This window comes from Bacillus sp. FSL R7-0646, assembly GCF_037969865.1.
Classification (GTDB): Bacteria; Bacillota; Bacilli; order Bacillales; family Bacillaceae; genus Bacillus; species Bacillus licheniformis.
Window position 1 is genome coordinate 2968831 of sequence record NZ_CP150217.1, and the last position, 21998, is coordinate 2990828.

The window sequence follows — 21998 nt, forward strand, 5'->3', positions numbered from 1 at the left end:
CCTCCTATACTGATGAATCATTCTTTGTTGAACCTGACAGATTTTTTGGCAGCTTAAATAAGCCGCGCATTTTCCCTTTCCAGTTCACCACGATTCTGAAAGCTGCGGTTATAGCATGTCCAACCCGAAAATGGAATATACATGTCAGATGCGTTTTGGAGGAACGGCTGTTAAAGGCTGGAATCACCTCGTATTCCGGCTGGCTGTCAAAGCAAAAAAGCTGATGCAAGAGAGCCACCGTGCCGGCTTTCAGGGACCAGGCGCCGCCTGTGACAATCCCGGTTAAAGCCGCGTCAGGAAAGCCGAGGACAGAGGTCCATTCGAGCTTCGTGACGTGAATCCGCTTCATAAACCGGCGGATGATCGGCTGCATATTGATGATCTGTTCCACCAATTTTTTGATTTGCTTCGTACTATCGAACACTTCCCGATAGCCGATTTTTCTCCTCTTTTTATCTTTTTTCAGAGCCGAATTCGTCTGTTCTTTCACATCAACGGTCATATCCTCCTGGTTGATTTTAATCACCGGAATCTCCCTTTTAATGCGCAGAATGCCAAAAGCCGTCCGAACTTTGACGGTCAGCCGGTCGTCATCGTCTGTATGAAGATACTCGATCGCTACGCGGATTTTCATTATCATCAATGCTGCCAAAAGAATGAATACTCCCGCAATCCATATGTAAATCATGATTTCACTTCCTCTTATACTAAGCATTATAGGAAGAAAACTGGAAAAATAAACATAGCCGGAATTCCGCCGATACAAAGGAATAAAAAAACCCGGCAGTCTTCAGCCGGGTTTAAAACTCTCAGTCTTTTTTTCGATACAGTTTTTCATGGATAACCGCAGTGTCCGCAAAGAAATCGTGAATCCCTTGTTTCTTAGGCGAAAACGCTGCTACGAGATACGTAATATATAAACTGTTGATATAGCGGCCGATAAACTCCCTAAACAGGACCACATCCCATGTCAGCCCTTTTTCCGGGACAAGCGACACGACCTTCAGCCCGAATACCATCTTGCCCAACGTCTGTCCGAAATACTTCGTCATCAGGACAAAGTAAGCAAAAAATACTGCCGCCGTCACAAAAGAATAAAGCGAAAAGGTGAAAAACCCTGATTCTTTAGGGAGGTTCAGCAGGCTGAAAACGGGTGAAACCGCTAAGTTGTTGATGCTGCCGATAACAACCCCGTCAAGCAGAAAAGCAAACAGCCTGATCCAAAAACCGGCATAGGCATGCTCTACATGCGGGGCCGATTCTTCCCTGGAAACGCCGACATTCGGCGATAATTCATTATGATCCTTTCCATCATAAGTCACATCCATTTTTTCGGTCCCCTCCTATTTGGCATATAAATACATGAGTCTCGGTGCACCGGATTGAGAAATCGCTTCTTTAATGTTTAAGAAATCAGCTTCGCTTTTAAACATCTTATTTGCAGTCATTGAAAACAGCGAGGCAAGGCCGGCTGATTCTTCATAGCTGACAACAGATGCGCCGGCAAGGTTTTTGTGGTCCTTTTTCATCGCTTTGACCGCATCTTCATAATAGCCGAGCTCATCAATGAGATGGTTCTGTTTCGCCTGGCGGCCGTCATAGACACGTCCGTCGGCAATTTTTTTCACGTCATTTTCGGACATGCCGCGCCCTTCGGCAATAACATCTACAAACCCTTCGTACGCGTCATCTACCATTGACTGCATGATTTCTCTTTCTTTTTTCGTCATATCGCGCGTCGGTGACATGATATCTTTAAACTCACCGCTTTTAATCGTCTCCGTTTTTAATCCAAGCTTCTCTGCAAGCTTGCTGTAGTTAAGGCTTTCCATGATGACCCCGAGTGAACCCGTCAGCGTGTCAGGCGCTGCAAAGATTTTGTCGGCAGGCGTTGAAATGTAATAGCCGCCGGACGCAGCCATCGATCCCATTGATACGTAAATCGGTTTTTTCGTATCTTTTTTGATCTCTTCAAGCTTCTTATGTATCTCAGCGCTCTCGTATACTCCGCCACCCGGAGAATTGACGCGCAGAACAATGCCCTTTACGGCAGAATCGTCTTTTGCTTTTTCAAGCATTTGCAAAAACGATCTGTGGTTGTAGCCTTCAGAGCTGAACAGGCCTGAAGCGCCGCCATTGTCGGAAATCGTTCCGTTCACTTCAAGAACGGCGATTTTTCTTGAGCTGTTTCCTTGTTCAAGCACCGTTTCTTCCTGGGTGTCATTGAGGCCAAACTGCATCTTTCCGTCATTCCCCATCGTGTCAAATACTGCAAGCAAAAGGCTCATCACCGCAGATAACGCAAAAACGCCCAGCGCGATGACAAGTGCGATCCATCTTTTCGCATTCATTTTGTCTGTTCTCCTCCTTTGAATAAAAAAGCTGCATGTCTTAGTACGTATATGAAGAGAAAAAGTTCATTATGATGCCGCTTCATATACAAGAAGTTTTTGGACATGGTAAACTAAGGGTCACAGGTCATTTTAACATATATGTTAGATGGCAGAAAAATCTAAACTTAACAGACAAAGGGGAGAATGATTGTGACAGACCGCCGAAACATTTATTTCTTTTACAAAAAAAGCGAAGAAACCGACGAGCAGTGCAAAAAACTGAAACCGCTTGCCGAAGAACACGGATTTCGCGTCGTTCACCATCACAATGAAGCCAATATTATCGCAAGCATCGGCGGCGACGGGACATTTTTGCAGGCTGTTCGAAAGACGAACTTCAGGGATGACTGCCTGTACGTAGGCGTGGCCAAAAAGGGGAAAGCTCATTTGTATGCGGATTTTAATATATATGATACCGATAAAATGATTGAAGCGACAAACTCGGAGCAAATCGAGGTCAGAAAATATCCTCTGATCGATGTAACCGTTGACGGGACCAGCTTTCAATGTCTAAATGAAGTATCCATCCGTTCAAGCATTATTAAAACATTTGTAATGGACGTCTATATAGATGATCTTCATTTTGAAACATTCCGGGGGGACGGAATGATCGTGTCCACTCCGACCGGAAGCACCGCTTATAACAAATCGGTTGATGGGGCAATCGTTGATCCGCTGATTCCATGCATACAGGTGACAGAGCTCGCTTCATTGAACAACAACACATACAGAACCCTCGGCTCGCCGTTTATTTTAAGCGCGGATCGAAAGCTGACATTAAAAATCGTCCAGGACGGGAACGACTATCCGATCATCGGCCTTGATAACGAAGCCTTCAGTACGATGAATGTGAAAGAAGTCGAAGTCAGCCTCTCCGGCAAGATGATCAAAACCATTAAATTAAAAGATAATTCGTTCTGGGAAAAAGTAAGGCGCACATTTCTATAATTTTGAAAACCTTTTCATTAAAAAAGAGCAAGACGATCGTCTTGCTCTTTTTTGCGAATGCCTATAACGAAATTTTCACTTCCGCATTCATGCCGGGAAGCAATTTGGCGGACGGATTTTGAATCGAAATCTTGACTTGAACTTTCTCGGTGACTTTCGTATAGTCTCCGCTTTGGTTCATTTCCGGAAACATTGAAAATACCGAATCTGTCGCATATCCGATCTCTTCGACCTTCCCTTCAAACGTTGTATCAGGGTCCCCGTCGACTTTGATGTCCACTTTGTCGTCTTTTTCGATATCGCGTAATTCCGTTTCTTTAATATGAGCCGTAATATATATGTTATCCATATCGGCAGTTTGACCGATGACAACCCCCGCATTTACGATTTTATGATTGACGGCTGTATTTTTGACCAGTGTTCCGTCGGAAATGGCTTTGACAGCTACCGACTGCTGCCCGTCCGATATTTTTCCGAGGTTGTCGCCGTCTGATATATGGTCGCCTTCTTTTGCATCCCAGCCGCTTAATTTTCCGGAAGCAGGCGCCGTTATTTTTGTCATATTTGCGGAAACCCTTGCTTCATCCGTCGTGACATAATGTTTATTTTGATAATAGTAATATCCGCATACAGCGACAAGCGCTAAAGTTGCGATAATACCAATCATATTGATGATCATCAAACGTCCTTTACTCATGTTTATCCTATCTCCTTTTGTTGACTTGCTGAAGGGTCTGGCAGGCGAAGGCGCTTCTGAACGAGCGATCTTCCTTTTCCGGTCGCTGCCTTTCCAATTGAAGCCGCAAGCATGATGATGCTTAGCCAGAGCAGTATCGTAAACAAATCGTGATATGCGCCAAGGGCTGAAGCTTTTCTGGCATTTGCAACAATCGTATAGGCCGCCATGTTCTTCGCATCACCAACAGAAAGCCCGCTGCTGACAAAATCACGAATCATTTTTGACAATTCCAGCTGAATTTCAGGATCAGCTTCACTGATATGTCCTCTTATCATCTCGTAGTGCACCGCATTCTTCATTGAAGCAAACCAGCCGATCACCGGTGCAGCCCAGGCACCGGCGAAATTGCGGATAAAGTGAAGCGAAACCGAGCGTTTTGAAGCTTGGTGAATATCTCCGGCAAGCGCCGTGCCCAGCGCTCCCGATACCAATACCATGCTGACGCCGCTGCCCAGCAAAACAGCATGAAGATATAACGACTCCATCGAAACACCGGGTTGAACCGATCTCCATTCCATACCGACGATGATCATTTCCAAAGCGCCGATACAGCCGAGCAATCCGGCGCCAAAATGATCATACAAAAGCGTGCTGAGCACGGCAGTAGCTAAAATCCCTGCGAAAAAACACAAATAAAAGCGTGTCATGCTTTCAAAAGAAGCCTCTGCAATGTTTTTCAAAAATCCGTTTATCACGGCAAGGGAAACAATGAGTGCAATGTGTGAAGCAACGGCCATGACTGTCCCGGAAACAGCTTTTGCGGACCACAGTGAACGAAACGGCACAAGAGGTTCCCGGGCGCGCAAGTCTGTAATGACAAACAACGCCAAAATGATGAATCCGGCCAAAAAGAACGGCCACACATAAAAAGAATGAACACCCGTCTTCTGCAAATTGATAAGCGGCACCGTCAAAACAACCATGAGCAATGAGAGCATAAAAACGCCCGTCTTATCAATCGAATGATGCTCCCGCTCTTCCGCTGCTTGTTTCGGCAAAGAGAAGAAGCCGATCACAAGGCAAAGGACAGGCGAACAAATATTTAATATAAACACCCAGCGCCATGCATCCGCGCTGAGTGACAGGGAACCAAAAACCGCTCCGATGGCAGAAGCGCCGAACAATCCGCTAATGACGAAAAACAAATTGCGGACCTTGTTCGGAAACGAAATCAATTTGACAGGAAGAATCGTCAAAAATAACATTCCGGAGCATAATCCTTGTATCACCCTTCCGATAAGAAGCGAAAACAAGCCTGCTGAAAATGCGTCGATCAGCGAGCCGCATAAAAATAAGGTGATGAGTGTCAGGTAGCTGTTCCGAATGCCGAACCTCCTTGAAAATATACGTCCAAGCGGAACACCGAGAGCAAAAGCAAGATTTGTCAAAATGGACGGAATCCGCATATCGTCCGGTGACAAATGAAGTCCGTTTTGAATGACGACTTGACTGAGCGTATAGGAAAGATTAAGAAAATATTGCGGCCCAATGGCCAGTATCGTTAAAACCGAAATGATCAAATACTTCGGAATGCCGATTTTTTTAGAGCTCGGGATCGCCACATCAGATTGACTCATAAGCGCTCCTCCTTTAGTTATATATTTCATATTACAAGTTGTATTATGCAAGTTAAATTATACATCCTTCCCGCAATAAATCAACCGAAAGAAAAAGAAAAGGCTGATGATCGTCTGACCAACCAGCCTTTAGCCGCTTATTTGCTCCACTTTTTAAAATCCTGATTCAGTCTGATCAAATGGGTTTCCAACGTGTTCAGTTCTTCTGTTGTCCAGTCTTGAAGAACCTCCGTGTATACATGATAGCGGGCCTTTTGCACTTTTTTCAGAGCATCAATGCCCTCCGAAGTCATCTCCACAAGGCTGATCCGGCCGTTGTTGGGATCAGGAAAACGTCTGATGAGCTTTTTCCGTTCCAAGGCTGAAACTTGTCTGCTTGCTGTCGACAGATTCAGCATTAAGGTTTCAGCCAGCGAGTTGATGGCGAGAGGACTTTGCTTATCAAGCTCGCTTAACAGCAGATATTCCGAGCGGTCCAGACTTCCAAAGCGCGGGCTGTAGGCCGTCGTCAGACGGACCAAAAGCGCGATTTCTTTCTCTATGTTTCGGAGTGAGTCATGACCCAACGGATATTCCCTCCTCTTTGTGTGGTTATTCAGCTTTCGTTTTAAGTGCGATTTCCCGTTGTCTTAGTTCAAAGCGCTTGATTTTCGCCGAAGGCGTTTTCGGCAGTTCTTCGATGAATTCTATCTCCCGGGGGTATTTATAAGGGGCCGTCATGGCTTTTACATGGTCTTGTAATTCCTTTGTCAGGTGTTCATTTCCGCGGGATGGGTCCTTTAAGACAACGTATGCTTTCACGATCGATCCCCTGATTTCATCAGGGCTTGCCACAACAGCACATTCTTTGACCTCAGGATGCTTGATCAGCGCATCTTCAACTTCAAACGGGCCGATTGTATATCCTGAGCTGATGATCACATCGTCATTGCGGCTTTCAAACCAAAAATAGCCGTCTTCATCCTTTCGCGCCTTATCCCCTGTTATAAAGTAATCCCCTCTTCTTTGTCGGAGCGTTCGTTCTTGATCTTTGTAATATTCTTTAAAAAGAGCCGGCGTGCTTAAGTGAACGGCAATATCGCCTGTTTCGCCCGGGGGACAGCTCTTTCCATTCCCGTCAATAATATCAACCAAGTTTCCAGGCGTCGGTTTTCCCATGCTTCCAGGCTTGATTTTCATACCTTTTAAAATCCCCACCAACAGCGTGCTCTCCGTTTGTCCGTATCCGTCCCGCACAGCAATATGAAAATGCTTTTTAAATGTATCGATGACTTCCCTGTTCAACGGCTCTCCGGCCGAAACAGCGCTGTGCAGAGAAGACAGGTCAAATCGGGACAAATCATTGACTTTCGCCATGAACCGGTACTCTGTCGGCGTACAGCACAGCACATTGACTTGATGGCGCTCAATCAGCCGCAAATACGTTTCCGGCGTGAATTTTCCATGATAGATAAAGCCGGTTGCACCGCTACCGAGCACTGCTAAAAACGGGCTCCATACCCATTTTTGCCAGCCCGGCCCTGCTGTCGCCCAGACGAGATCCCCTTCCGAAATGTCAAGCCATGCGGAAGCTGTCGTTCTTAAGTGAGCATAAGCCCAGCCGTGTGTATGTACAACCCCTTTTGGCTGACCGGTCGTGCCGGATGTGTAAGATAAAAATGCGATGTCATCGCGAGAGGTATCCGCCGCTTGAAAATCCGCTGCAATGGCCTGATTCATTTTTTCGAGCAGATTGATCCACCCTTCGCTGCTTTCTCCGACGGCAAATAACGACAGTGCCTCTTTTGAACGAACATCTAGAAAAGCATCAAGAAATGCTGAATATACGACGGCTCCTTTGACGCCTGCATGCTTGATCCTGTAATCCAAGTCTTTCGCCCGAAGCATTTCGGAACATGGGATGACCACCATTCCAGCTTTTAAAATGGCCATGTACACGGCATACGTTTCCGGTATCCGCGGCATCATCACGATAAGCTTGTCACCTTTTTTCAGTCCAGAACGGGTCAATATGCTGCCGATTTTGTAAGCCTTTTCAATCAATTTTTCATAGGACCATGACACTTGACGCCCTGATTCATCTTCCCAGATCAATGCGGTCTTATCGCGGGAAGATTTAAATTTTTCAATTTCATCAACCGCATTATACTTCTCCGGCGCAATCAAATCTTCTCTTCTCAACCCTTCCATCTCCTTGTCTTGTGCCATCTTTTTATTATACATAATCCTTTCATACAATTGTATTCCGAAATGCCTATTTTGCAGAACATAAAAAAGAGTGGGGATTAAACCCCACCCATTATCCATTGCTTTTTAATTTTAATTATTGTTGTGTTCCACCCATTTGCTGTTGAGCGAAAGAAACTAAACGCTTAGTGATTTCTCCTCCAACTGAACCGTTTGCACGAGAAGTAGTTTCTGCTCCAAGGTTAACGCCAAATTCAGAAGCGATTTCGAATTTCATTTGGTCGATAGCTTGAGCAGCACCAGGAACCAATAGTTGGTTAGAACTGCTTTGTCTGTTGTTTTGAGCCATGTGTTCTCACCTCCTTGTGAGTATAGATTGTGTAAAAACACATGACTTCATACAAAGAATGTTTGGTAATTGTATGCAAAAACAGACAAAGATGTTTGATTGAATATTCCTTTAGAAAAAATCCGCAAATTGATCTTTCGTTTCCGCTTTGCTGCTCAAAACAATCGTTTCCGTGTTTTCCACAGCTTCGTTGATAAGCGGTTCGAAATCTGTGTAGCTTTCAAAGTGTTCGATTTTCTCTTTTTTCGGACGCGTTTTCGGCGCAGAAGGCGTAAAGATCGTGCAGCAGTCTTCGTACGGACGTATGCTGATATCGTACGTATCGATTTCCTTCGCTTTTTCGATGATTTCCGTCTTATCCATGCCGATTAAAGGGCGCAAAACCGGCGTGCTCGTGACCGCGTTGATGGCATACATGCTTTCAAGCGTCTGGCTTGCCACCTGGCCGAGGCTTTCCCCTGTAAAGATCGCAAGCGCGTTATGGCGTTCGCGCAGTTTGTCGGCGATCTGGAGCATCAGCCTTCTGGTCGCCGTCATGGAATAGTTCTCGGGAATCTGCTTTTGAATGAGCTCTTGAGTTTTTGTAAACGGAACGATATGAAGCTTGATGTCTCCGCCAAAAGCCGTAAGCCGCTTAGTAAGATCGATCACTTTTTGCTTGGCCCGCTCGCTTGTATATGGCGGGCTGAAAAAGTGAACGGCTTCGATCTCAAGTCCGCGCTTCATGGCATAGAACCCGGCAACAGGGCTGTCGATTCCGCCGGATATCATAAGCATCGCTTTTCCTCCGCTTCCGACCGGCAGTCCGCCCGCACCTTTTTCATCCCGGAATGTCAAATACGTGGCATCTTCCCGAATTTCGATACGCAAATGGATGTCCGGGGAGTGGACGTCAACGGTAAGATCGTCGGTGTTGCGCAAAATGTGTCCTCCGATCTCGGCATTCATCTCATTTGTATTTAATTCAAACTGCTTATAAGCCCTTTTCGTCGATACTTTAAAGGTATCCCCGGGCTTGTATTGTTCTTGAACAGAAGCGAGCGCCGTCTCTTTAATGCTTTCCAGATCTGTCCGGCACTTCACGGCAAGACTGAACGATTGGATGCCGAAAACGTGTTTCAGACGAGCCATTACAGCTTCAGCGTCTTCTCCGTTTAATACGAGAGTCATTCTGTCGCGTGTTGATTCATAACGGACGTTGCGGAAATCGCGCAAGACCATTTTGATATTTCTTTTCAGGCGATCGACAAAAAGCTTTCTATTCTTTCCTTTTGTTGAAATTTCGCCAAATCTGATTAAAATGTAGTCCTCATTCATTGTGCCTCTACCTCATAATTCCTTTTAGTTTGTGTAAACTTTCTTTTAAGGCCGTCATAAACGGGCCGACAATCTCATGATTATCCCGGTACGTCATGCTGATTCTGATGCTGCTTGAGGCCGCACCTTCACCTTTTCCCATTTCTAAAAGCACCTTGCTCGGCTTATGCTGTTTTGAAGAGCATGCTGATGTCGTCGATACGAAAATATCCCGCTCCTCTAGCATATGCAAAAGGACCTCAGCCTTCAATCCCGGAACGGAAAAATTGATGATATGCGGCGCGCTGTTTTCTTCCGGCGTATTTAATATAACACCTTTCAGCTCTTTTAGCTCCTTGATAAAAGCTGATTTTGCCGCCTTTATTTCTTCTATATAATGGTTATAATCCTGTTTTGACAAATTGATCGCTTTTGCAAGTGTAACGGCGCCGGCGGTATTTTCAGTTCCAGCACGCCTGTTGTTCTGCTGTTCTCCTCCGGAAATCAAAGGAAAAAGCGAGATCCGTTCGTTTAGAATGAGGGCTCCTGTTCCCTTTAAGCCGTGAAATTTGTGACCCGAGATTGTACAAAGGTCAATGGCTGCCCCGGAGATGTCCAGCGGAACCTTGTTGATGCCCTGAACATGATCAACGTGAAAGTATGCCCTTGTGTTTTCTTTTACGATTTTCCCGATTTCTTCCAGAGGCTGGATGACGCCTGTTTCATTGTTGACGTGCATGATGCTTACAAGAATCGTGTCTTTGCGGAGCGCTTGTTTCAAGTCTTCAAGAGAAACAAAGCCATGGCCGTCGACAGGAAGATATGTAACCTCAAAGCCGAAGGCCGTCTTCAGCTGCTCCAAGGATTCCGTCACAGACGGGTGTTCAATGGAGGAAGCAATGATATGCTTTCCTTTTTGCGCATGTGCCAAAGCAATGCCTTTAAGCGCCATGTTATTGGCTTCTGAAGCGCCGGACGTAAACACGATATCATGATTTTTTAGCGAAAGCGCCGATTTAATCTGTTTCCGCGCTTCAGAAAGCAATTGATCCGCTTCAACGCCGTGGCGGTGCAGAGACGACGGGTTGCCGAAGAAGCGCTGATTTACTTGTTCATAAATTTGTAATAATTCAGGATATGGTTTTGTTGTTGAACTATTATCAAGATAAATCATGATCTACTCCTTTAAAATGAACGTTCTTTTTCATGACTGTATATGTTATCATATCAACTTGTAATTGAAAATTAAAAATAAATGTTTGACTTCTCTGATTTTTAAAATATAATAGTCTTTGGACTTTTGTCATATTATATCACGAAAATAAATTGACAGAAAATTTAAACAAAATGCCAGGAGGTTCTTTTTAATGAAAACTTCACTATCCGCTAAGGAAACGACGGCGATTGGGCTTATGCTGTTCGCCCTCTTTTTCGGAGCGGGAAATATGATTTTTCCTCCCCAGCTTGGTCAAGCTGCCGGAGAGAATATTTGGCCGGCTATCATCGGATTCTTGCTGACGGGCGTTGGTCTTCCTCTGCTCGGCGTCATCGCGGTTGCTTTAAAAGGGAGTGCAAAAGGCCTAGCTGACAAAGCCCACCCGGTCTTCGGCACGATATTAATCGTCAGCATTTATTTAACGATCGGACCTTTATTTGCCATTCCGAGGACGGGAAACGTTTCATACGTCATAGCGGTTGAGCCGTTTTTAGGAAAACATTCGTCAAGTCTTTATCTGTTCATCTTTACCCTGATCTTTTTCGGGATCACTTATTTCTTGGCGTTAAACCCAAGCAAGCTTGTTGACCGCATCGGTAAAATTTTAACACCGATATTATTGACTGTAATCGCAATCTTAGTCATCAAAGCGTTTATCACCCCGATGGGCAGCATCGGGTCTGTGACAGAGGCTTACCAATCCGCACCGCTGTTTGTCGGATTTTTAGAAGGGTATAAAACGATGGATGCGATCGCTTCAATTGTTTTTGGAATTGTCGTCATTACGGCAATTAAAGACCGCGGAGTCACAAATCCAAAGTCAATCGCCGCTTCATGCATCAAAGCGGGGATAGTCGCTGCAGTCGGTCTCGGACTCGTTTACGTTTCACTCGCTTATTTAGGGGCGACAAGCGTTGAAACCGTCGGTTCGCTCGACAACGGCGGCGAAATATTGTCCAAAGCTTCCGCATATTTGTTCGGCTCGCTTGGAAATGCCGTGCTCGGCATCGCGATCTTGTTCGCCTGCCTGACGACAAGCGTAGGACTTGTTTCTTCTTGCGGAGAGTATTTTTCAAATCTGATTCCGAAGCTCTCTTACAAAGCAGTTGTCATCATTGTGACGCTTTTCAGCCTTGTGATTGCCAATTTCGGACTGACAGAAATCATCTCGTTTTCAGTACCGATTCTGTCTGCGATTTATCCGCTTGCGATCGTCGTCGTTTTGCTCTCATTCATTGATAAGCTGTTTAATGAACGGCGCGAGGTCTATATCGGCGCCCTTATCCCGACAGGAATTCTGAGCATCATCGACGGATTAAACGCGGCGAAAATCCCGCTGGGGCCGGTTAACGATATCTTAAAAGCGAACATCCCGCTGTTCAGCATGGGTGTCGGCTGGGTCGTTCCGGCTGTTATCGGCGCAGTGATCGGTTACATTGTGACATTTTTTATCGCTTTGCCGGAGGACAAATTAAAGAACGTCAGCTGACCTTTGCAAAAAACAGCTCTGTTTAAAACAGGGCTGTTTTTTTATCTTTCATTTCTTTAGACAAAAAACCCGGCACACATCTTTACATGCCGGGTTTTTGCTTTATTCAGGCTGCTTCGCGTCCGCTTCAAGCCGGGCCACTGCTCCAGGCGACGCTTTTTCCACCGCTCTGGCGGCTATGTCGTAAGCCTCTTCATACTGATATGCGTAAAAACAGTTTTCTGCTTCTTTCAGCTGTTCGGAAAGGATACGGTCCTGGCTTCTGAAGCGGTTGCCATATTGAATGATGCGTTCGATCAGCAAAACCAGTTCAACCAGTTCGTCCGTCTTTGTTTTCACTTCCGTGACAAGCTGTTCCGCCTCTTGAAGACGTTCGTTCACCGCATCCATGTTCAGCGGCAGCTCATTCAACTGTTCTGTCACTTTCTGCACAGTCGTCTGCGACTGTCGGATCTTTTCGGTTATGGCCTCCGGGATGCCTGGAACATTGCTTTTCTCCAGGCTGCGCGCCGTATCCTTGATTGTCTGCTTCAATTGCTTGAGAAGCTCTCTTGCCTGAAGCTCTTCTTTTCTCAGCATTTGCAGCATGTCCCTGTATTCGTCATGCTCCCGTTGCGCGGCTTCCATCTGCTTTTCGATATCGGCAAGCTCTTCTTTTAACAGCGAGTAGGCGACATGTTTCTGATCAAGCCTTTCTCTCACTTGTTCGAACTGCTTTTCGATCATTTCAAGGCGCTTTTCATATGACTGCTGCTTCTCCAGTTCGCCGGTAGTCAGTCTGTAGCCTTTCTTGACGAGCTCGGTTTCAGCTTCGGTATCCTTTTTGGAGGCTTCAAGCTTTTCCAATGCAGCGGCAAGCTCAGGCACTTTGCCCAAAATTTCCTGCCCTGCTTCGACTTCATGCTCGAGCTGGTTATACAGCGTCTGGATCGTTTCATCAATGATCTGCACGATTGCGGCGGCTTCCTCTAAATCAAGCTCGTCCAAAAGCGCATCTTCAGCGCGCTTCAATTCTTTCAAAAGGTTTTCGAGCTCCTTCTCCACTTGAATATGATCGAGCTTATACCCTTTATCGATCATTTCCTGATAGCCGGCTTTCAATTTTGCGATTTCCTGCGGAACTGTCTGCTTGCAGCTGGCAAGCAGTTTCGGCACATCGTCTATGTATGATTGAAGCTCTTCAAGCAAACGGTCTTGGGCAAGCAGCACCTTTCTGGCTTCTATGTAATTTCCGCCTTCTGTTTCCTCTTCAAACTGTTTAATGCCTTCCCACACGGTATCGAGGTCGGCTTCAATTTTCGCATAGAGGTCTCCGTACAGGTGGCTGTATGCCAAAAGGTTTTTCCGCACTTTTGTATAACGTTCTTTTACCTCTTCGATTTCTTTGCGGTTCTGCTCTTCGCTTGAGACAAGATCGGCGATTTCCTTTAAGATGTCTTCAATGTTGGACTCAGCCGCTGATAAAAGATTCTCAATATGCGCGAGCACCTGTTTCGATTTTTGAAAACGGTATTTGTCGGCGCAATCCTCGGCTTCAAACAGAAGCTCTTCGACTTTGGGCATATGCGAGGTGACGATTTCATCCCATTCCCGGCGCCATCTTTCAAAGAATTCCTCAGTCTGCCCCGTCATTTTCAGATGCTTGATTTTTGACATCTCTTCCACAATCGAACGGTTCATGATTTCGATTTTCCAAGCTTCTAAACGGTCGATCTCTTTATATATATTTTTTCTGAATAAGTAGCCCGTAGCGAATAAGATTAAAAATAACGCCAGTAAGCCAATGACAAACTCCATAATGAGCCCCCTTGCTGTTTATCTTGTTCTGTCAGGGTATGATATTTGAAATTGTTATGTAAAAATGAAGTTAAACTATCGTTTTCATTGTTCTTATGATACCATGTAACCAACATTTTTTGAGCAGAATTTTTAATTTTTTTACATCAAAGTGACAACATCTGACTATTTTTTTACGGGGTGACATCATGCTGAAACGAGACGGTCATGTTCATTCTCCCTTTTGTCCGCACGGATCAAAAGACGAATTCAGATATTATATAGAAGAATTGTGCAAAAAAGGCTTCCAATCCGTATCCTTTACTGAGCACGCGCCGCTTCCGCCTTCATTTATTGATCCGACTCCGGAGAAAGACAGCGCCATGCCGATCTCCCAGCTGGGCCGCTATATTGAACGGCTGACCGAACTGAAGGAAGAATACAGAGGACAGCTTGACATTTTGATCGGTCTTGAAGTCGATTATATCCGCGCCTTTGAACATGAAACGAAAGCTTTTCTCGATCAGTACGGCACACATCTTGACGACAGCATCCTGTCCGTTCATTTTTTGCCGGCTGGATCTTCATACATCTGTCTTGACTACGATGAAAAAGCGTTTCAGCAGCTGATCGACTGCTACGGCAGCACAGAGCAGGTTTATCTCGCCTATTATGACGAAATCTATTCTTCCATTGTATCACCGTTGGGAGCATTTAAGCCAAAACGAATCGGCCACATCACGCTTGCGAAAAAATTTGTGAAGCTGTTTCCGTATACGATGTCGGAAAGCGTTAGAAAATCGGTCTCCTCCTGTCTGGATGAAGCCGCAAAACGCGGACTTGAACTTGACTTTAATACGGCCGGCCTCCGCAAGCCTTATGCAGGCAACGTCTATATGGAAGAATGGATGATAAAAGAAGCGGAACAAAAAAACATCCCGCTTGTCTTTGGGTCTGACGCCCACCAAGCAGAGGATGCCGGATTTGGTTACGAACATTTTGAGAGCCGCTTTGTTAAATAACGGCGGCTTGCCGACGCTCTCTGTACAACAGACTGAGAAGCCATGTTTTGACTTCCTTGTAATACGCCTGATAAAAGTACGGCTCGTGCGGCTGTACATAAAGCACTTCTGAAATATATTGAGGCTGCAGATAAGGCATCATTAAAAGCGACTTCAGCTGAATCATAAAATGGGAAAGGGGAAAACGGGAAAATTCGTTGTCCTCATTTCCCTTTTCAATGATCAGATGGAGAATGTACTTTTCTTTCGTTAAATATGTCGACATCACTTCACGATTCAGTGTGGAATCAATCGTGACTTCGCGATAGACAAACCGAGTTAATTGACGATGTTCATGCTGATACGATAGAATATCAAAAACCAATTGAAGAAGGCAATCCGTTGCACCTGCATCCTGAAGGCGTTCATGGCCCTTTTCAAGGATTCTTAAATATCCTTCATAAAAACGGGATACTAAATGCTCCATTAACCCGCCTTTTCCATTAAAATAATAGGAGATGTGGGCGACATTGACATTGGCTGCTCGGGCAATTTCGCGGACTGATGTTCCTGAAAAACCTTTTTGGTTGAACAGTTCCACGGCAGATTCGATGATCCTGTCCTTCGTGGTTGGAGTAGCGTTTGATCCCATCTTGTTTCACCCCTTCTTACTTAAAACAATTCCACTTCAAGCGGAGTTGTTCCTGTAAAAAGCGCTCGACAAATAGCATCACGGCAAGCGCGTTTTTGCCATTTCAAAGAAAAAGCGAGGGAAATATAATGTTTCATGTCGAAAAAACAGAAGGCAGTAAAGAAAAAAAATACGAGCTTCTCCTCAAACAGATCGATGCGCTGACAGAAGGCGAACCTGATATGATCGCCAATACAGCAAACGCTTCCGCTCTTTTGTATCAATCATTGGAAGACGTCAACTGGGCGGGCTTTTATTTTGCCAAAGACGGTGAGCTTGTGCTCGGGCCGTTCCAGGGACTTCCTGCATGCGTAAGAATCCCGTTCGGGAAAGGCGTCTGCGGCACCGCTTATACAAACGGCCGGGTCGAGCGCGTTGAAGATGTGAACGCATTCCCCGGACACATTGCGTGTGATGCAGCGTCCCAATCCGAAATCGTAGTTCCGCTTGAAGTTGACGGGAGCATCATCGGAGTGCTCGATATCGACAGCCCGATTAAAAACCGCTTCGATGAAACTGATGAGTATTATTTGAAAAAGTTCACGGAGAAGCTTGGAGAGCGTTTAAGCGAAAAGAGCCGGTAATTCCGGCTCTTTTTTAATGTGTCATAAACTTGTTTTTCCCGTTCCGCTTTGCATTGTACAGCGCGACATCCGCTTCTTTAAAAAGGTCGGATAAAGATTTCGGACGATCCTGAGACCAATGGGATACCCCGCACGAAATCGTCACCGTCGGATCCGTACATTCCCTGACAAGCATTATGAGCCTTTCGGCAAGCATTTCACCGGCGTTCAGCCTTGCTTTCGGCAAGTATACCGCAAGCTCTTCTCCTCCCCACCTTGCTGCGACATCCTGATCGCGGATGTTTCGCTGGATCACCCGGGCGACTTGTATAAGAATATCATCGCCTTTCTGATGGCCGTACGTATCGTTAATCTGTTTAAAATCATCAATATCGATCAATACAAGGACGCCGCTCTCGTCCAATTTCATACTGTACCCGATTTTCTCATCGAGATGGCTTCTCGAGTAGAGCTCTGTCAAACGGTCTGTCTGAACAAGATACTTCAGCCGGTCGCGCAGCATCAAATTCGATACGGCGAGCGTGGAATGCCTGATCAGCGTCTGAAACAGCTTAAACATCTCAAACGAAAAGGAGCAGACATTTTTTTTCAACACGATGACAAATCCTTTGTTTTCATTATTTTCCAGCATCGGAACGCCCATTAATGAAGCATATCCTTCATTCCCAAAAAGCGAAGAACCGTTTCCGACAAACACCCCGTTTTCCTCTGATATCTTCTCTTTGACATAGCGGATGTATGGAAGGGCCTCATCCGTCTGAAAAAAACTAGTGCTTTCCGGCAGCAGGGTTTCCTTGCCTAAGTGATTTTTATAAAAAAAGCCCACCTCTTCGGCGCCGAATGAACTGATCAGCCTTTCGGACAAGCTCTTCATCATATCCGGAAGGCGTTTCGTCCGGTTCAGCTGATGCGATGTTTCATTAATCAGCTCCAAATTTGAAATCATATTCTGCGACTGTTCGTAAAGCCGTGAATTTTCAAATGCTTTCCCTGCCGCATTCGAAATAATGCATATATCCGCTGCCGTATCGGCAGCGCCTGGTCCAAAGGCTTTCAAAACGCCGTACGTTCCCTGCCGGCCTTTAATCGGAATGTATACTTCCGCTTCATTTTTGCTCTTCTCCTGTCCTGATAAGTATGCCTCCAAGGCAAAAGAATCGGTCGATTCGCTTTGCACATCCAACTCTATCGCAGGGAGGTTGATGTATTGATCCTCATCGTATGACAAGAAAAGACAATACGTTAAAAAAGGAAACACACTCCTTAAGCTTTCGAGCATTGTCTTCAGCACCTGCTCCTGATCCATCAGCTCATGCAGCAGCTCCGTCTTTTCATAAATCTTTGTTTTCTTAAGCTCATCACGAAATAATGCGTCAAGCTCCAGACAATGCACCAAAAACAGATGAATGGATTCCGCGAGACGTTCTGGTAATTTATGTTTCTTTTGACATGAAAGTTCTATATATTTGCTGTTTTCTTCTATTGTTATAATGGTATGATAATCGCTCACTCGGCTGATCGGATCACCGTCGCCTCTCGATCCCTGCAGTCTTGAAGAAGGCTGCACTGTTAGAGATATAAACGAAAAAAATGACTCTGCTGCCGCTTTTAGCCAGGCAACAGAGTCGTCGTACGAGACGGCCGGCTTTTTTAAAAAAAATTGAAACAGCTTTTGATGAAAAGACAGATATAGGTCTTCAGTTTGTTTATTCATGGTCATCACCTTAAAAAATCCGTTTTTTGTATTTTATTTTCCTGACTATATCACAAAAACAGGACTATATACTTATAAACAGTCCGTTCCTTTCGGGACGATCCATGAATGGTTGACTTTGCCCGGCGGACATTATATAATCTTCTTTGTGTGAAATAATGCAGCCTTTTTGTTCTGCTTCTATGTTTCATTTTGTTCCTTATTTATTAAGGTGTATCGTGTAACTCTTTGCTGCTGGAGCGAGGATACATGAAAACAAAATGGACATGGCTGAATTGAACAGATGGGTTTTATTTTCACAAAAATAAAACCAAAGGAGGAGTCACATTATGGCTCGCTATACAGGTCCAAGCTGGAAATTATCCCGCCGTTTAGGCATCTCTTTAAGCGGTACGGGTAAAGAATTAGAAAAACGTCCTTACGCACCAGGTCCTCACGGTCCGGGACAGCGTAAAAAACTATCAGAATATGGTTTGCAATTGCAAGAAAAGCAAAAGCTTCGCCATATGTACGGTGTGAACGAACGCCAATTCCGCAACCTTTTTGACAAAGCTGCGAAAATGGCCGGTAAACACGGTGAAAACTTCATGATTCTTCTTGAGTCACGTCTTGACAACATCGTTTACCGTCTTGGCCTGGCGCGCACTCGCCGCCAAGCACGCCAATTGGTAAACCACGGTCACGTTCTTGTTGACGGAAGCCGCGTTGACATTCCGTCTTACCAAGTTAAACCTGGCCAAACGATTTCACTTCGTGAAAAATCTCAAAACCTTTCTGTCGTTAAAGAAGCGGTTGAAGTGAACAACTTTGTTCCTGAATACCTGACTTTTGACGCTGAAAAGCTTGAAGGTTCACTAACTCGCCTTCCAGAGCGTTCTGAGCTTCCTGCTGAGATTAACGAAGCGCTGATCGTTGAGTTCTACTCTCGTTAATAGAAAATGCTCTTTAAAGAGCATGGGCAAAAACCCTAGAATTGTTGACATCCCAACGATTCTAGGGTTTTTTGTTTACTCCCCGTTGATTCTGGCTGCTGATAGATCTGATGATTCACTTTCAAATGATATCTGTGATCACATTCATCCTGGTTCGAAATTCGCCCGCCGAAATAAAACAGACCCGCCTCATAAGAGTAAGGTACCTTCTCACAAGCAAACATCTCCTTTTCTCCTTTAAACATCTTCGGTAAAATTAAATCGTTGGTTAGACAATGAAAGCGGAGGAGTGGCCGACAAATGCTTTTGTTTTTTGCTAAGTTTGTCTTGTTCTACGTATTCTGTTCAGTTGCATTCGCCCTTTTCAAAGTCATGTACTACAATATCAGCAAAAAATGGGTTACAAAGACGGCGGAGGGCACTAAACTGAATTGGGCTTTGAATGTCTTTCTTAAACACGGCAAAAAAATGGACAGCAACGACTGCTTTGTTATGGGGGTTTTAGCGGGATGGTGTGCGATTTATTTATAAAAAGCTTCCGAAAAAGGACCGAGATCCGTGTCGCGATGCAGCCACAACTGAACTTCAGCGACTGCTTTTATTTAGTCTCGCCGATTTGACTGTTCTCCGGTATCACCATACGATCCTCAATCGCTGCTGAGAGTGATACCGCCAAACACTCTTCGGTATTGCTGGCACATTGAACAAAGCTCCGATGATATTATTGAAGGGTTGCTCAATAAAATTAAAAATTCAGGTCTGCTTCAGTATATAAAAAAACCCCAATCGCCAGATGATTTTCTAACAATTGGGGGCCAATTTACGATACATTTACTTTTGGATTTGGTCCATATTGATTTTCTTTTGCTTCGCCAGCCTGACAGTAAAAAATAAGCAGAATGACAGCACCGATAATCGGCAAAAAGCCAATTAAAATCCACCAGCCGCTTCTCCCGGTATCATGCAGCCTGCGGACATTGACAGCCAAAGAAGGCACCAAAACAGCCAACTGATAAATAAAGATGAGAATGTATCCGAGGAACCCCCCGCCATACCCAATGATATATCCTACTTGATATCTGTCATATCCTTCTGCTGTCATGATTCCTGAAATAAATAAACTTACTACCATTAATGATAAGATAAATAATATAAAGCATATGATGCCGTTAAATACATGAAACAACCAGTATTCCTTTCGTCTTGCTCTCCCTTCAAAATTCGCATAATTCTTCAAGCCTCTCCAATACCACTTCATACAATTTCCTCCACTGCCAAATCTATAAATTTGCGAAAAACATATGAATTATACCATAAAATATCATTTTCGACCATTTACTTGAAGGGATGTTTTGATGCCTGTTCGGAAAGAACATTTTTTCTATGGGCTTTGAGCTTACATTCATATCATAGGAAAAACAATATACAGTTTCCATTTAACCATTGCTTCTGTATAATATGAATCATTCATTTCGCCTCCGTAGCTCTAGAAGGGAAGAGCGCCGTTAAACATTGTAGGAACGGGTCGCAAGGCAAGGGTTTCAGAAGCACCGAAAAGCAAATAGCTGAGACAGGTGGAATTCCTGTCGGTGAAAGTCCGTAGGGAAGCGTGTTCTCCCCTAGCCTATGCTTACGGAAGGAGTGCGGGTTCGAATCCCGCCGGAGGCATTGATTACATCTCTGGTCTCGAAGAAGAATTAAAAAACAGACAGAAGTTCACTGTCTGTTTTTTACGGCTTTGACCTGTCATATATTAAAATGTGTAAGATTCGCCGTCATCCGGCACAAGTACGCGCGAGGACATTCCTTTTTCCTGAATGAAGCTCTTCAATTCTTTTCGTGATAAAGTCCAATGGTTGACAGCCTCCATATGACTGGAAATGATTGTGGCCTTAGGTGCAGCTTGATAGACTTCAGCAATATCCTCTTTTCCCATCACAAGAGACCCTCCTTCAAAGAACTGATTGTCTCCTCCGTTAACGACTATGACGTCCGGCTGATGCGCAGCGATTTCTTCCCGGACACCTTCATACCAAACTGTATCCCCTGCCACATACAGCGTTTTCTCCTTTGAGTGTTTGAAGACAACGCCGCACACTTCTCCGGCAAGCTTTAATATCTCTCCCCTCCCATGCTCGCCTTTTGTTTTGATTAATTGAATCCCCTCAAACACCGTATCTTTTGTTAAGACCTCTATATTATGAAAACCGGCTTTTCTCACTTCCTCAGCATCTGCTTCATTTTGGACAAACAGTTTGATTTCTTTCGGAAGCAGATCTTTGGCAGCATCGTCAAAATGATCTAAATGCAGATGAGTGACGATGACTGCGTCTGTATTCTTGACGAGCTCGTCGGTTGGCACAGGCAGGCTGACCAAAGGGTTGTTTTGCTCTTGTCTTGCTGAGTTCGGGAAAGGAGGGTAAGCGCCTTTTTCAGCCAGCATCGGATCTATTAAAAATGTTTTGCCCGCATATTTGACGGCCAATGTTGCATTTCGAATTTGTTGAATATTCATAGTTATCATGCCTTTCCTTTCATTTACGATTAGTTTATACTATGACCGATCAACATTTAAATAGATAAAATCAAGTCTTTACAGCGTTTGACTTGATTTTTGAAAAACGTTCATTTGAGAGGATTTGATGAAATGCTGGATCATACAGACAAGCAAATCATAGAGGAATTATCAAAAAACAGCCGGATGACCATGAAGGAATTAGGAGAGAAAGTTCATTTGACAGGTCAGGCGGCTTCAGCAAGGGTTGCTAAATTAGAGGATCAAGGAGTGATTGAAGGTTATACCATACAAGTGAATCAAGTGAAACTCGGGTGTTTTATTCACGCTTTTATCAATATCTATACAAAAAGCACTTATCATAAGCCTTATCTTTCATTTATTAAAGCACAGCAGAAATACATCATTCATAACTATAAAATCAGCGGAGACGGCTGTTATCTTCTTGAATGCAAGTTTCCGTCAAATCAACAGTTGGACCAATTTTTAATAGACTTAAACCATCATGCAAATTATAAACTGTCGATCGTTATCAATAAAACGGGTGGGTAAAGAGACTGCCGGCCGTTTTATTGATAAAAAAGAGGGCCT

The 21998-nt window shown here is 44.6% G+C and carries 22 protein-coding genes; 7 read left to right on the plus strand and 15 right to left on the minus strand.

Annotated features, from left to right (window positions below):
* Nucleotides 1–4: 4 nt before the first annotated feature.
* The 3 genes from MKY62_RS15410 to sppA form a co-directional block, all read right to left on the minus strand.
* Nucleotides 5–688 carry a DUF2953 domain-containing protein gene (locus MKY62_RS15410; protein WP_003184379.1) on the minus strand — a complete coding sequence of 228 codons (684 nt, stop codon included), beginning with the start codon at nt 686–688 and terminating at the stop codon, nt 5–7.
* A gap of 121 nt (nt 689–809) precedes the next feature.
* Nucleotides 810–1328, minus strand: a complete 519-nt coding sequence (locus MKY62_RS15415) for an RDD family protein (protein ID WP_003184381.1) — start codon at nt 1326–1328, stop codon at nt 810–812.
* A gap of 15 nt (nt 1329–1343) precedes the next feature.
* On the minus strand, nt 1344–2351 hold the full coding sequence (sppA, locus tag MKY62_RS15420; RefSeq protein ID WP_003184383.1) for a signal peptide peptidase SppA: 1008 nt from the start codon (nt 2349–2351) through the stop codon (nt 1344–1346).
* A 192-nt stretch (nt 2352–2543) separates the two neighbouring features.
* On the opposite strand from sppA, the gene MKY62_RS15425 reads away from it, so the two are divergent.
* Nucleotides 2544–3341: an NAD kinase gene (locus MKY62_RS15425; RefSeq protein ID WP_035334100.1), complete on the plus strand. Its 798-nt coding sequence runs from the start codon at nt 2544–2546 to the stop codon at nt 3339–3341.
* Nucleotides 3342–3402: 61 nt separating this feature from the next.
* Here MKY62_RS15425 and MKY62_RS15430 read toward each other — a convergent pair whose 3' ends face one another.
* The 7 genes from MKY62_RS15430 to MKY62_RS15460 form a co-directional block, all read right to left on the minus strand.
* Nucleotides 3403–4038 carry an HlyD family efflux transporter periplasmic adaptor subunit gene (locus MKY62_RS15430; protein ID WP_003184388.1) on the minus strand — a complete coding sequence of 212 codons (636 nt, stop codon included), beginning with the start codon at nt 4036–4038 and terminating at the stop codon, nt 3403–3405.
* 2 nt (nt 4039–4040) lie between these two features.
* Complete coding sequence (locus MKY62_RS15435; protein WP_003184390.1) at nt 4041–5657, minus strand: MFS transporter; 1617 nt, start codon at nt 5655–5657, stop codon at nt 4041–4043.
* Nucleotides 5658–5794: 137 nt separating this feature from the next.
* Nucleotides 5795–6223 carry a MarR family transcriptional regulator gene (locus MKY62_RS15440; protein ID WP_003184392.1) on the minus strand — a complete coding sequence of 143 codons (429 nt, stop codon included), beginning with the start codon at nt 6221–6223 and terminating at the stop codon, nt 5795–5797.
* Nucleotides 6224–6248: 25 nt separating this feature from the next.
* The gene (locus MKY62_RS15445; RefSeq protein WP_031314684.1) at nt 6249–7847 is read right to left on the minus strand and encodes an acyl--CoA ligase; all 1599 of its coding nucleotides are present in this window, start codon (nt 7845–7847) and stop codon (nt 6249–6251) included.
* Between the two features lie 133 nt (nt 7848–7980).
* Complete coding sequence (locus tag MKY62_RS15450) at nt 7981–8193, minus strand: alpha/beta-type small acid-soluble spore protein (RefSeq protein ID WP_003184396.1); 213 nt, start codon at nt 8191–8193, stop codon at nt 7981–7983.
* Between the two features lie 111 nt (nt 8194–8304).
* The gene (thiI, locus tag MKY62_RS15455) at nt 8305–9510 is read right to left on the minus strand and encodes a tRNA uracil 4-sulfurtransferase ThiI (protein WP_003184398.1); all 1206 of its coding nucleotides are present in this window, start codon (nt 9508–9510) and stop codon (nt 8305–8307) included.
* A gap of 7 nt (nt 9511–9517) precedes the next feature.
* Nucleotides 9518–10663, minus strand: coding sequence for a cysteine desulfurase family protein (locus MKY62_RS15460; RefSeq protein ID WP_003184401.1), 1146 nt, complete (start codon nt 10661–10663; stop codon nt 9518–9520).
* Between the two features lie 193 nt (nt 10664–10856).
* On the opposite strand from MKY62_RS15460, the gene brnQ reads away from it, so the two are divergent.
* The gene (brnQ, locus tag MKY62_RS15465) at nt 10857–12194 is read left to right on the plus strand and encodes a branched-chain amino acid transport system II carrier protein (RefSeq protein ID WP_003184402.1); all 1338 of its coding nucleotides are present in this window, start codon (nt 10857–10859) and stop codon (nt 12192–12194) included.
* A 102-nt stretch (nt 12195–12296) separates the two neighbouring features.
* On the opposite strand, the gene ezrA is transcribed toward brnQ, so the two are convergent.
* Nucleotides 12297–13991 carry a septation ring formation regulator EzrA gene (ezrA, locus tag MKY62_RS15470; RefSeq protein WP_003184408.1) on the minus strand — a complete coding sequence of 565 codons (1695 nt, stop codon included), beginning with the start codon at nt 13989–13991 and terminating at the stop codon, nt 12297–12299.
* A gap of 188 nt (nt 13992–14179) precedes the next feature.
* Between ezrA and hisJ the strand changes: the two genes are divergently transcribed.
* On the plus strand, nt 14180–14992 hold the full coding sequence (hisJ, locus tag MKY62_RS15475) for a histidinol-phosphatase HisJ (RefSeq protein WP_003184409.1): 813 nt from the start codon (nt 14180–14182) through the stop codon (nt 14990–14992).
* On the opposite strand, the gene refZ is transcribed toward hisJ, so the two are convergent.
* Entirely contained in the window at nt 14985–15623 is a 639-nt protein-coding gene (gene refZ / locus MKY62_RS15480; RefSeq protein WP_003184411.1) for a forespore capture DNA-binding protein RefZ, read from the minus strand. The genes hisJ and refZ overlap by 8 nt on opposite strands.
* A 128-nt stretch (nt 15624–15751) precedes the next feature.
* Between refZ and MKY62_RS15485 the strand changes: the two genes are divergently transcribed.
* Nucleotides 15752–16246 (plus strand): GAF domain-containing protein, encoded by a 495-nt coding sequence (locus MKY62_RS15485; protein WP_003184413.1) that lies wholly within the window; start codon nt 15752–15754, stop codon nt 16244–16246.
* A 13-nt stretch (nt 16247–16259) separates the two neighbouring features.
* Here the strand turns inward: MKY62_RS15485 and MKY62_RS15490 are convergent, their stop codons facing one another.
* Complete coding sequence (locus MKY62_RS15490) at nt 16260–17960, minus strand: GGDEF domain-containing protein (RefSeq protein ID WP_003184414.1); 1701 nt, start codon at nt 17958–17960, stop codon at nt 16260–16262.
* 329 nt (nt 17961–18289) lie between these two features.
* Here MKY62_RS15490 and rpsD point away from each other — a divergent pair, with 329 nt between their 5' ends.
* The gene (rpsD, locus tag MKY62_RS15495) at nt 18290–18892 is read left to right on the plus strand and encodes a 30S ribosomal protein S4 (protein WP_003184416.1); all 603 of its coding nucleotides are present in this window, start codon (nt 18290–18292) and stop codon (nt 18890–18892) included.
* A gap of 300 nt (nt 18893–19192) precedes the next feature.
* On the plus strand, nt 19193–19423 hold the full coding sequence (locus tag MKY62_RS15500; protein ID WP_003184419.1) for a hypothetical protein: 231 nt from the start codon (nt 19193–19195) through the stop codon (nt 19421–19423).
* A gap of 289 nt (nt 19424–19712) precedes the next feature.
* Here the strand turns inward: MKY62_RS15500 and MKY62_RS15505 are convergent, their stop codons facing one another.
* The gene (locus MKY62_RS15505; protein WP_003184421.1) at nt 19713–20150 is read right to left on the minus strand and encodes a DUF805 domain-containing protein; all 438 of its coding nucleotides are present in this window, start codon (nt 20148–20150) and stop codon (nt 19713–19715) included.
* 495 nt (nt 20151–20645) lie between these two features.
* Complete coding sequence (locus MKY62_RS15510; RefSeq protein WP_026080842.1) at nt 20646–21407, minus strand: MBL fold metallo-hydrolase; 762 nt, start codon at nt 21405–21407, stop codon at nt 20646–20648.
* A gap of 132 nt (nt 21408–21539) precedes the next feature.
* Here MKY62_RS15510 and MKY62_RS15515 point away from each other — a divergent pair, with 132 nt between their 5' ends.
* Nucleotides 21540–21959 (plus strand): Lrp/AsnC family transcriptional regulator, encoded by a 420-nt coding sequence (locus MKY62_RS15515; protein ID WP_009329380.1) that lies wholly within the window; start codon nt 21540–21542, stop codon nt 21957–21959.
* Nucleotides 21960–21998 lie beyond the last annotated feature (39 nt).

Excerpts from the sequence above, each read along its gene's own strand:
- refZ (WP_003184411.1), bottom strand. The coding sequence starts at position 15,623 with ATGGGATCAAACGCTACTCCAACCACGAAGGACAGGATCATCGAATCT.
- MKY62_RS15450 (WP_003184396.1), bottom strand. The coding sequence starts at position 8,193 with ATGGCTCAAAACAACAGACAAAGCAGTTCTAACCAACTATTGGTTCCT.
- MKY62_RS15415 (WP_003184381.1), bottom strand. The coding sequence starts at position 1,328 with ATGGATGTGACTTATGATGGAAAGGATCATAATGAATTATCGCCGAAT.
- sppA (WP_003184383.1), bottom strand. The coding sequence starts at position 2,351 with ATGAATGCGAAAAGATGGATCGCACTTGTCATCGCGCTGGGCGTTTTT.
- MKY62_RS15445 (WP_031314684.1), bottom strand. The coding sequence starts at position 7,847 with ATGGAAGGGTTGAGAAGAGAAGATTTGATTGCGCCGGAGAAGTATAAT.
- hisJ (WP_003184409.1), top strand. The coding sequence starts at position 14,180 with ATGCTGAAACGAGACGGTCATGTTCATTCTCCCTTTTGTCCGCACGGA.
- MKY62_RS15505 (WP_003184421.1), bottom strand. The coding sequence starts at position 20,150 with ATGAAGTGGTATTGGAGAGGCTTGAAGAATTATGCGAATTTTGAAGGG.
- ezrA (WP_003184408.1), bottom strand. The coding sequence starts at position 13,991 with ATGGAGTTTGTCATTGGCTTACTGGCGTTATTTTTAATCTTATTCGCT.
- rpsD (WP_003184416.1), top strand. The coding sequence starts at position 18,290 with ATGGCTCGCTATACAGGTCCAAGCTGGAAATTATCCCGCCGTTTAGGC.
- MKY62_RS15510 (WP_026080842.1), bottom strand. The coding sequence starts at position 21,407 with ATGAATATTCAACAAATTCGAAATGCAACATTGGCCGTCAAATATGCG.
- MKY62_RS15515 (WP_009329380.1), top strand. The coding sequence starts at position 21,540 with ATGCTGGATCATACAGACAAGCAAATCATAGAGGAATTATCAAAAAAC.
- brnQ (WP_003184402.1), top strand. The coding sequence starts at position 10,857 with ATGAAAACTTCACTATCCGCTAAGGAAACGACGGCGATTGGGCTTATG.
- MKY62_RS15490 (WP_003184414.1), bottom strand. The coding sequence starts at position 17,960 with ATGAATAAACAAACTGAAGACCTATATCTGTCTTTTCATCAAAAGCTG.
- MKY62_RS15500 (WP_003184419.1), top strand. The coding sequence starts at position 19,193 with ATGCTTTTGTTTTTTGCTAAGTTTGTCTTGTTCTACGTATTCTGTTCA.
- MKY62_RS15485 (WP_003184413.1), top strand. The coding sequence starts at position 15,752 with ATGTTTCATGTCGAAAAAACAGAAGGCAGTAAAGAAAAAAAATACGAG.
- MKY62_RS15430 (WP_003184388.1), bottom strand. The coding sequence starts at position 4,038 with ATGAGTAAAGGACGTTTGATGATCATCAATATGATTGGTATTATCGCA.
- MKY62_RS15460 (WP_003184401.1), bottom strand. The coding sequence starts at position 10,663 with ATGATTTATCTTGATAATAGTTCAACAACAAAACCATATCCTGAATTA.
- MKY62_RS15435 (WP_003184390.1), bottom strand. The coding sequence starts at position 5,657 with ATGAGTCAATCTGATGTGGCGATCCCGAGCTCTAAAAAAATCGGCATT.
- thiI (WP_003184398.1), bottom strand. The coding sequence starts at position 9,510 with ATGAATGAGGACTACATTTTAATCAGATTTGGCGAAATTTCAACAAAA.
- MKY62_RS15410 (WP_003184379.1), bottom strand. The coding sequence starts at position 688 with ATGATTTACATATGGATTGCGGGAGTATTCATTCTTTTGGCAGCATTG.